The organism is Blautia ammoniilytica (assembly GCF_025566965.1).
Lineage (GTDB): Bacteria > Bacillota > Clostridia > Lachnospirales > Lachnospiraceae > Blautia_A > Blautia_A ammoniilytica.
The window spans coordinates 110867-120282 of the sequence record NZ_JAOQJL010000004.1 but is presented as its reverse complement, the minus strand read 5'-3'; the positions used below and the strand labels follow the sequence as shown (position 1 = coordinate 120282).

Sequence of the window (9416 nt, the reverse complement as noted above, 5' to 3'; positions counted from 1 at the left end):
ATTTCATTCTACAATTCCAGTTCCTGGAACAATCCTGCCTGATAAGCCTCTTCTGGACTGTTTAGTCCAAAATACCTTTCCCCTTCCATCTGCTGAAGCACCCTTCCTGAAACTCTGATTTCCACACCGCCTATCTGCCTGATCTTTTCAGCCATCAGATTGTTTACTTCTTTCCTTACTTGTACCTGTGTAAATAATGGCACCGTTGTTTCTCCCTTCTCCGGAAGCTGACGTTCAAGAACTTTTTTATAATAAAAGCACTGCCTGACATCTTCCCTGCTTTCTCCTTTAAACCGGACCCAATCTGCCTTCTTTGGATCATCTGAATTGTAATCAATCTCGAATACCTGGCTAACTAGCTTCATGTCTTCCTTTGTCAGCTGTTCTCCTTTTTTTCTTTCATCAGAATCCCTGGTATAAACAAATTCCACTTTCAAAGCTACCAGTTCATCCATATCAATAGACGATGTATTCGTAACCTGTGGATCCTTTAAAAGCTTTATTCCCGGAATCACCAACAGGCCTTTTTCCGGTTCCCATGCCGGCTCTGTAAGAACTGCCTGCATCCCTTTCGCTCCTGCAAAATCCAGATGATTCACAACCTTTCTTTCATCTGTCAGATAAGCACCTGTTCCCTGATAAAGTGCCCCTGAAATGCAGGCAATCGCCAGAAGCAGCCCTATAGCTTTTATATTTTTCCTCATTCTTTCCCTCCATCAAGCGCTGCAAATGCAGTCTCTGCATTTGTAAATCCGTAAGCCTGGACAGATTCAGTATAAACAATCAGATCGAATGGACAGATTTCTTCTTTTATCAAATCCGGCTTTAACTGAATTCTTTCAAATAAGGGCTCTGTCTTTTCACCTGCTGCCAATGCATTATCATAATAATAGTAGCCATCCTCTTGCCGGTTCCATTTTCTGTGAATCTGCAAAGGTTCACACTGTAACTCCCCACGCGAATCCGAAAAATGCACTCTGATCCGTACATAGACAGGAATTTTACTGTCATTGACTACCCAGGGCTTTTTGACGATCACATCGCCTGGTTGCGGATCCTCCGGTGGCTTAAATTCTTCTTCTATGTGTACTTTATTTTCTGCTGCCCTTATTTCATTTTGTTTCACATCATCATCAGTCAGATAGGTATAGGTAACTGCCCCGGCTCCCAGAACTGTCATACACCCCAATGCAAATAAGATCATGATTTTTCTTTTCATTTTCTGATAGATTTTATTTAGCTCCTTTCAAGTTCATTTTTTTCAGAAGTAAAAGTCATTCTCCCACCCTTATGCAAACACAGGTGGGATCAAACCTTTTGACACTGTAATCATAGAATTACTGAATCAGCACAAGGGAATCACCTCCAGAAATGAAAAAAGACATGTACATGCTCCGGCATGTGCAAAAATAAATAGTACAAATTTTCAATTTAAAAAGATACAAAAATGAAAAAATGATCAGATTAAGATCAAAAGAAATTAGATTTATGAAATGTAACGCTGAAATATTTATAAGATGGCTATATCTTACCAAATAGAGAAAAAAAGTCAATGAAAGAACTATAAAGATCTATAAAAAAAGCCTAAAACTTTTCACACCTGAAAAAACAATGTTACAGAACATATTTCTTTTCCAGATAATTACGGATCTTTGTGCGGATCCTTCGTAAAGCATTGTCTACAGACTTAGGATTCTTGTACATCAGCATCCCGATATCTGCATAGCTTTTTCCTTCTAAATAATAATTTAACACTGTATTTTCCATTGGGCTTAAAGCAGATTTGATTTCATCTTCCAAGGCACGGGTATTCTCCCTGTCTATGATGATCTCTTCTGGTGTTTCAACCCATGCTTGCGCCAGGGGGCTTTCTTCATCCTCCTGGCTTAGCGAAATATAGGTATTTAATGGCATATGTTTCTGTCTGTTGGAACTTTGAACAGCACTGTAAATCTGACGATCAATACACATCTGTGCAAAGGTAACAAAAGAAGCTTCCTTTCCCGGATGATAATCCCTGACAGCTTTAAAAAGCCCAATCATCCCCTCCTGAATCAGGTCATCTGTATCACCGCCTATAAGGAACATTGCTCTGGCTTTCCGCCGTACAAGATATTTATATTTTTCGATCAGATAATCCGCAATTCCCGTTTCACCGGCACGCAGTCTTTGAATCAGCTCTTCATCACTATATTTACTGTACTGTTCCATAATTCCTCCTGCCCTTTACAGGCGTTTCAGGAAAGTCGCTGACGAACGATCTCGTATGCAAGTATACCTGCAGCAACTGAAGCATTCAGAGAATCAATATCCCCTTTCATAGGAATCGCTGCTGTAAAGTCACATTTTTCTCTGATCAGACGGCTGACTCCTTCTCCTTCATTACCGATCACCATACCGATAGGACCTTTCAGGTTCAGGTCATACATCCTATCACCATCCATATCTGCACATACAAACCAGATACCGGCCTCTTTCAGTTCATCAATTGTCTTTCCAAGATTTGTTACTTTTGCCACCGGTGTATAATTCAATGCACCTGCAGATGTTTTGGCAACGGTAGCTGTAAGGCCCACTGCCCTTCTTTTGGGAATGATCACTCCATGCGCCCCTGCCAGATTTGCAGTCCGGATGATTGCTCCCAGATTATGCGGATCCTCAATATTATCAAGCAGGAAAATAAATGGCGGCTCGCCCTTTTCTCTTGCTTTTTCCAGTATATCCTCTACGGTAGAATACTCATAGGCAGCAATCTGGGCGATCACTCCCTGATGGGAGCCTGTCTGGCTTAATTGATCCAGCCGCTCCTTTGGCACGTAATTGATAATCGTGTCTTTTTTTCTGGCTTCACGAGCAATACTTCTTACCGGACCATCCTGACACCCATCCAAAATAAAAAGCTTGTCGATCACCTGTCCTGAACGAAATGCTTCCATTACTGCATTGCGTCCCTCTATCTGCTCACTCATATTATTCCTCTTTCACCTTAATATTCCTGGGGTAATCCCAGCTTTACCAGTTCAAGGATCCTTGAAAAATCCTCTTTTAAATAAAGATACCCTACAAGCGCTTCAAACCCAGTGGCCCTTCTGTAATCAGACATTGTGGCATGCTTGGCCATTGTACCTGAATGGGCATTCCTGCCTCTTTTATAAACCCCATGCTCTTCCTCTGTAAGTACAGGCTCGATCTTCTCGATCATTGCAGATTGGGCAGACGCCTTTACAAGGCTGCTGGCTTTTTTGTGAAGCTGGTTCACCGGACAGTTTCCACGCTTAACCAAAATGGTCCGTATGATCAGTTCATAAACACCATCTCCAATATATGCCAGTGTTAAGGGAGAATAGGTCCTAAGGTCCCTATCCTCCAATTGAAACTGCTGTTTAAGATTATCTAAATTCTTTTCCATTTTACACCTTCGCGTGTATCTTTAAGCTGAATCCCCTTTGCAAGAAGTTCATCTCTGATCTCATCAGCCCTTGCAAAGTTCTTGGACTTTCTTGCTTCCTGGCGCTCCTGGATCAGATCTTCAATCTCTTTATCAAGAATTTCGTCTTTTTTCTCCACGTTCAGTCCCAGAACTTCACACAGATCCTTCATTGTAGTGAACAACTGCCCTGCAAACTCTGCTGAGCTTTCTCCTGTTACATTTGTATTGGAAAATTTAACCAATTCAAAAACTGCTGCCAGAGCATCTGCTGTATTAAAATCATCATCCATGGCATCTTCAAATTTTGTAACAAAGCTTTCAGATTCTTTGATAAGTTCTTTTTCTTCCTGAGAAGCTTCTCTGACTGCTGCATGGTCTTTCTGGTCCGCAAGCTTTCCAGCTGCCTCCACAATACGCTCCAGGGCATTTTTTGATGCCTCCATCAGATCTGCGCTGAAATTCAGCGGACTTCTGTAGTGTGCATTCAGCATGAAGAAACGCAGTACCTGAAGATCATACTGCTGGCTGATCTCACGGACTGTACGGAAATTACCCAATGATTTGGACATTTTACGGTTATCAATATTAAGGAATGCATTATGCATCCAGTAACGTGCAAAAATCTTGTCATTGCAGCACTCGCTCTGGGCAATCTCATTCTCATGATGTGGGAAAATAAGATCTTCCCCACCTGCATGAATGTCGATCTCTTCACCAAGATATTTCTTAGACATTACAGAGCACTCTATATGCCAGCCCGGACGTCCTTTGCACCATGGAGATTCCCAGTAAGGTTCGCCTTCTTTTTTTGGTTTCCAAAGCACAAAATCCAGGGGATCTTCTTTCTGGTCTTCACCAGATACCTGAAGTGCACGGAAACCAGATTGGAGGTCATCCAGATTCTTATGGGACAGCTTTCCGTACTCTTTAAATTTCTTTACCCTGAAATATACAGTACCATCGTCTGCTGCATATGCATAGCCTTTATCCATTAAGGTCTGGATCATACTGATCATCCCGTCGATTTCCTGAGTAGCCTGTGGATGAACAGTAGCAGGCTTTACATTCATTCCTGCCATATCCTTTTTACATTCTGCAATATAGCGTTCGGAAATCTCCTGTGCACTTACACCTTCTTCCAGTGCCTTTTTGATGATCTTATCATCCACATCTGTAAAGTTTGACACATATTCTACCTGATACCCTCTATATTCAAAGTATCTGCGGACAGTATCAAAAATAATCATAGGTCTGGCATTTCCAATGTGGATCAGATTATATACGGTAGGACCGCAGACATACATTTTTACTTTACCCTCTTCCAGAGGAACAAATTCCTCTTTCCTGCGGGTCAGTGTATTATAAAGCTTCATGATTCTCTTTCCTCCATCTTATTATTCAGAAGGCACACTGCCTGGGCAGCGATTCCTTCTCCCCTTCCTGTAAATCCAAGGCCTTCTTCTGTCGTAGCCTTAATATTCACACAGGACACAGGTATTTCCAATGTTTCTGCCACATTCCTGATCATCTCCGGAATATGGGGTGCCATTTTGGGCTTCTGGGCAATAATCGTCGCATCAATATTCCCAACCTCATATCCGCTGGAATCTATTAGTTTCTTCACATGGGAAAGCAGCACAAGACTGGAAATACCGGAATAGGCCGGATCTGAATCAGGAAAGTGCTTACCTATATCCCCAAGTGCAGCCGCACCAAGCAGTGCATCCATAATAGCATGAAGCAGCACATCCGCATCTGAATGCCCAAGCAATCCCAGTTCCCATGGGATCTTCACTCCTCCAAGAATCAGGTCACGGTTAGCCGTCAGCCTGTGAACATCATATCCCATTCCGATTCTCATTGTCAGTATTCCTCTTTCGTAACGATTCAGTACAAAATGCATTCCCCTGCTGAATAGTTACACTCTTTCTTTTTAAGCTGAAAAGCCGGGAATATCCTATCAGCTAATCGGATGTATCCCGGCTTTTATCATTTATTTATGTGCCTGATTATTTCTCGATGGCTGCGATCACTTCTACTTCGCAGAGAACATTCTTTGGAAGTGTTTTTACTGCAACACAGGAACGGGCTGGCTTATTCACGAAATATTTTGCATATATTTCATTGAACTGTGCAAAATCACCCATGTCAGCAAGAAAACAAGTAGTCTTAACTGCATTCTCAAAAGATGTCCCTGCCTCTTTAAGAACAGCGTCCAGATTCTTCATTACCTGCTCAGCCTGAATCTGAATCGTATCTCCTGCAAGCTCTCCTGTAGCAGGATCAACCGGAATCTGTCCGGATGTAAACAGTATATCATTCAGAATAATTGCCTGGGAATATGGTCCGATCGCTGCCGGTGCCTTATCTGTATAAACTACTTTCATTTGTCATTCTCCTTTCAAATGATTTCTCTTTTTTATAACTATTCAGCACCTCACAGGATACTGCCTGCTGAATAGTTACCTTTATTCATCATAATATATCATATAGCAAGTCTGGTCAAGCTATTTTCCTGAGGAGAAAGAGTCAGCTTCCCTCCGGCACATTTTCCAAATATTCATAAACCATAGCAGAAATCTTCCGTATATCATCTATGGCATCCTCTTCCTTAGGACACTTCTCTGACATCACACATAAAATATAATCTGTATGATTTCCATAAACAATGGCTATATCATGCTGGGTAGTGTCTGTTTCCCCAGTCTTATTTGCAATCGTTACAGATGCATCCAGCACCTGCGGAATCTTGGTACGATTCTTCTGCCCAAGCAGCAGTTCCAGCATTGCCTGTGAATCCTTACGGCTTTCGCACTCTTCCCTGTAGATCCTCTCCAGCAAAAGTCCGCAATCCTTCACAGAAGTGGTATTATTCTCTCCGATTCCAACCGGTGTTGTAGATGAGGGAGCAAGCGTATGAAGCACCTGTGTATCCTGATAACCCTCTGCTTTAAGATATTGATTGATTTTTCTGGCACCAGCTGCAAAATCATATTTCTTGGTCTGAAGACGAACCAGTTCATTAAATGATTCATTATCACTGACTGTGATCATATTACTAAGAAGGGCTCCTATCTTCTTTGATATCTCCTTACTGCCAGCGTCTTTCTTGAGGATGCTTTCTTCGCTCTGTGTAACCACATCCATATTATCATAGGTCTCGGCCATTACAAAGGCCTTGATCAGGCTGGCGGATGCCATCCTCTGGTTGTTGATCACCAGCTTGTCATCTGTTCCAAGATCTTTTACATAGATGCTCCATTCCCCTTCAAAGTCTGTTACCATTTCCTGCAAAGATAGCTTCAGCCTTTGTATGCCGCCCTCATCCATATTCTGAATCCTGCCATCTGCATCATATACATAACCCTGGGAAGTGGTCCCTGCCTCTGAAGCCAGTACCCCGTTCTCTCCAAAATAATAATATCCATCAAAGCTTCTGCCATTTGAATCCATTGAAATATAAAAAATCCCAGGATCTGTATTCATCTTGCCGTTTTCATCGAAATAATAATAGGAATCATAGGTTTTTCCATTTAGAGTCAGCTGCTGGATATACCTGATCTGAGGTGCAGCAGAAATCCTGCCCAGATTATTGATCATATAACATCCATCTGCTGTATATCCGTCTTCCTCAGATGAAACAGAAAGGTTTTTCAGATAAGCCAAATATGGCACATGAGCCTGAAATTTCCCACTTTCATCATGATAATAGTATCCTTCAAAAACAGTCCCATCGATAGTAAAATTCTTGAAATAATGAACTGCTGGACGATTATCTCTGGATCCATCTTCTTTCAGACAATAAAATCCATCGCTTTTCAGAAGATACATCCCGCTTCCGTCCTGGATAGGACGCACCTGTGCTTCCTCTGTAACAGACAAAAGACTGCCACCAGCAGCCTGAGGCTTAACTGTAAAAATAACGATCCCCAGTACTGCCACAGCCACGGCTATCACTTTTGCGTATCTTTTCATATACTGCTCCTTATATTCCTTATGCATCTAATACAGTGAATATTAAGTAACCACCATATTGACTTGCCTTAATTTTCACTGCACTAGTCTCATCCTTGCGGAGCGTTTTATGTAACAGGAACATTACAGAGTAATTGCCGATTACATAAGTAAGTATCCCTACTCCACAGTTACGGATTTTGCCAGATTTCTGGGCTTATCCACATCCAGTCCTCTGCCTACGGAAACGTAGTATCCGAACAGTTGAAGTGGAATGATGGCCAGTGAGTTGGTAAAATACTGACTGGTCTTTGGAATATAAATTACATAATCTGCATTTTTCTCAATATCTGTATGTCCCAAATTGGTAAGAGCCATTACAAAAGCGCCTCTAGTCTTTACTTCCACAATATTACTGATTGTTTTCGGATACAGCTTCTCCTGTGTGGCTACTGCAACAACAAGGGTACCGTCCTCGATCAGGGAAATCGTTCCATGCTTTAATTCTCCTGCCGCATATGCCTCTGAATGAATGTAAGAGATCTCTTTCAGCTTCAGGGATCCTTCCATTGCAATGGCATAATCGATCCCACGGCCAATAAAGAACATATGACCAGCAGCCAGATAACGGTTGGCAAATTTTTGAATCTTCTCTTTCATGCCAAACAGGGATTCAATCTGATCTGGAAGCTGAATCAGGTCACTTCTCAGCTGTGCAAATTCTTCATCTGTGAGCATGCCTCTTACTTTGGCAAATTTCATGGAAAGCAGATACATAGCTGCAAGCTGTGCACTGTACGCTTTGGTAGTGGCAACGGAAATTTCCGGGCCTGCCCATGTATACATTACATTATCTGCTTCTCTAGCAATAGAGCTTCCTACTACATTGACGATACCCAGTGTTCTTACTCCATGATTCTTTGCGTCACGCAGTGCTGCCAGCGAATCAGCTGTTTCCCCTGACTGGCTGATAATGATCACTAGCATATTATCTTCATAGATAGGCTCACGATAACGGAACTCACTTGCCACATCTACTTCTACCGGAATCCTGGCCATGCTTTCAATCACATATTTAGCAGTCATACCTACATGGCTGGCAGAACCGCAGGCAACAATATCAATCTTACGGATGCTGCGTATCTCCTCGTCTGTCATCCCAAGCTCCTCGATCACTACATCATCGTCCTTTAATCTGGGGCTGATGGTATCTCTCACTGCCTTAGGCTCTTCGTATATCTCTTTCAGCATAAAGTGCTCATAACCACCCTTTTCAGCTGCATTAATATCCCAGTTAATGGTTGTAGGTGTTTTCTCGATCTCTTCGCCATCAATATTATAAAAATGTATATTCTCTCCGGAAAGACATGCAATCTCTTCATTCTCCATATAATATACACTTCTGGTGTATTTCAGGATAGCCGGCACATCTGATGCGATCAGATTGCCCATGCTGCTTGCACCTACGATCAATGGACTGTCTTTACGTGCTGCATAAATATGATGGGGATGATCCTTAAACATGATCCCCAGTCCATAGGAGCCTTCTACTCTATGCATCACTCTCTCGATTGCCTCTATCGGATCTCCCTTGTAATAATCTGTAAGCAGATGTACCAGTACCTCTGTATCTGTTTCAGACTGGAATTCATAGCCTTTATTTTCCAGTTTTTTCTTTAATTTGGCATAGTTCTCAATAATGCCATTATGTACTACTGCAATGGAATGGTCCTTATTAAAATGAGGATGTGCATTCACATCTGAAGGACAGCCGTGGGTTGCCCATCTGGTATGACCAATCCCACAGCAACCCTTCATAGTTTCGCCGCCATGCGTAAGTTCCTCCAGAACTTTCAGTCTGCCCATGGTTTTCTTGATCTGGATCTCCTGTCCGTCAAAGACAGCGATCCCTGCAGAATCATATCCTCTGTATTCCAGCTTTGAAAGACCATCCAGCAAAATAGGTGCTGCCTGCTTGTCACCAATATATCCAACTATTCCGCACATGAGATTACCTCCTGTTTTGTATGTG

Annotated in this window: 10 protein-coding genes; all 10 read right to left on the bottom strand. The window is 42.2% G+C overall.

Annotated elements, in window-relative coordinates; genetic code table 11:
- Positions 1-8: 8 nt before the first annotated feature.
- Entirely contained in the window at positions 9-704 is a 696-nt protein-coding gene (locus tag OCV61_RS03230) for a hypothetical protein (protein ID WP_158420650.1), read from the bottom strand.
- Positions 701-1204, bottom strand: a complete 504-nt coding sequence (locus OCV61_RS03225; protein ID WP_262582643.1) for a hypothetical protein — start codon at positions 1202-1204, stop codon at positions 701-703. The genes OCV61_RS03230 and OCV61_RS03225 overlap by 4 nt, the downstream gene beginning before the upstream one ends.
- Before the next feature lie 410 nt (positions 1205-1614).
- A complete protein-coding gene (gene sigH / locus OCV61_RS03220) occupies positions 1615-2211 on the bottom strand; it encodes an RNA polymerase sporulation sigma factor SigH (RefSeq protein WP_158420648.1) in 597 nt (198 codons plus the stop codon).
- A gap of 26 nt (positions 2212-2237) precedes the next feature.
- Positions 2238-2969: a 23S rRNA (guanosine(2251)-2'-O)-methyltransferase RlmB gene (rlmB, locus tag OCV61_RS03215; protein ID WP_158420647.1), complete on the bottom strand. Its 732-nt coding sequence runs from the start codon at positions 2967-2969 to the stop codon at positions 2238-2240.
- Between the two features lie 17 nt (positions 2970-2986).
- Entirely contained in the window at positions 2987-3409 is a 423-nt protein-coding gene (locus OCV61_RS03210) for a Mini-ribonuclease 3 (RefSeq protein WP_158420646.1), read from the bottom strand.
- Positions 3394-4803 carry a cysteine--tRNA ligase gene (cysS, locus tag OCV61_RS03205; protein WP_158420645.1) on the bottom strand — a complete coding sequence of 470 codons (1410 nt, stop codon included), beginning with the start codon at positions 4801-4803 and terminating at the stop codon, positions 3394-3396. The genes OCV61_RS03210 and cysS overlap by 16 nt, the downstream gene beginning before the upstream one ends.
- The gene (ispF, locus tag OCV61_RS03200; protein ID WP_158420644.1) at positions 4800-5291 is read right to left on the bottom strand and encodes a 2-C-methyl-D-erythritol 2,4-cyclodiphosphate synthase; all 492 of its coding nucleotides are present in this window, start codon (positions 5289-5291) and stop codon (positions 4800-4802) included. Before ispF ends, cysS begins: the two co-directional genes overlap by 4 nt.
- A gap of 148 nt (positions 5292-5439) precedes the next feature.
- The gene (locus OCV61_RS03195) at positions 5440-5817 is read right to left on the bottom strand and encodes a RidA family protein (RefSeq protein ID WP_158420643.1); all 378 of its coding nucleotides are present in this window, start codon (positions 5815-5817) and stop codon (positions 5440-5442) included.
- A 142-nt stretch (positions 5818-5959) separates the two neighbouring features.
- Positions 5960-7405, bottom strand: coding sequence for a serine hydrolase (locus OCV61_RS03190; protein ID WP_158420642.1), 1446 nt, complete (start codon positions 7403-7405; stop codon positions 5960-5962).
- A gap of 159 nt (positions 7406-7564) precedes the next feature.
- Positions 7565-9391 (bottom strand): glutamine--fructose-6-phosphate transaminase (isomerizing), encoded by a 1827-nt coding sequence (gene glmS / locus OCV61_RS03185; RefSeq protein ID WP_158420641.1) that lies wholly within the window; start codon positions 9389-9391, stop codon positions 7565-7567.
- Positions 9392-9416 lie beyond the last annotated feature (25 nt).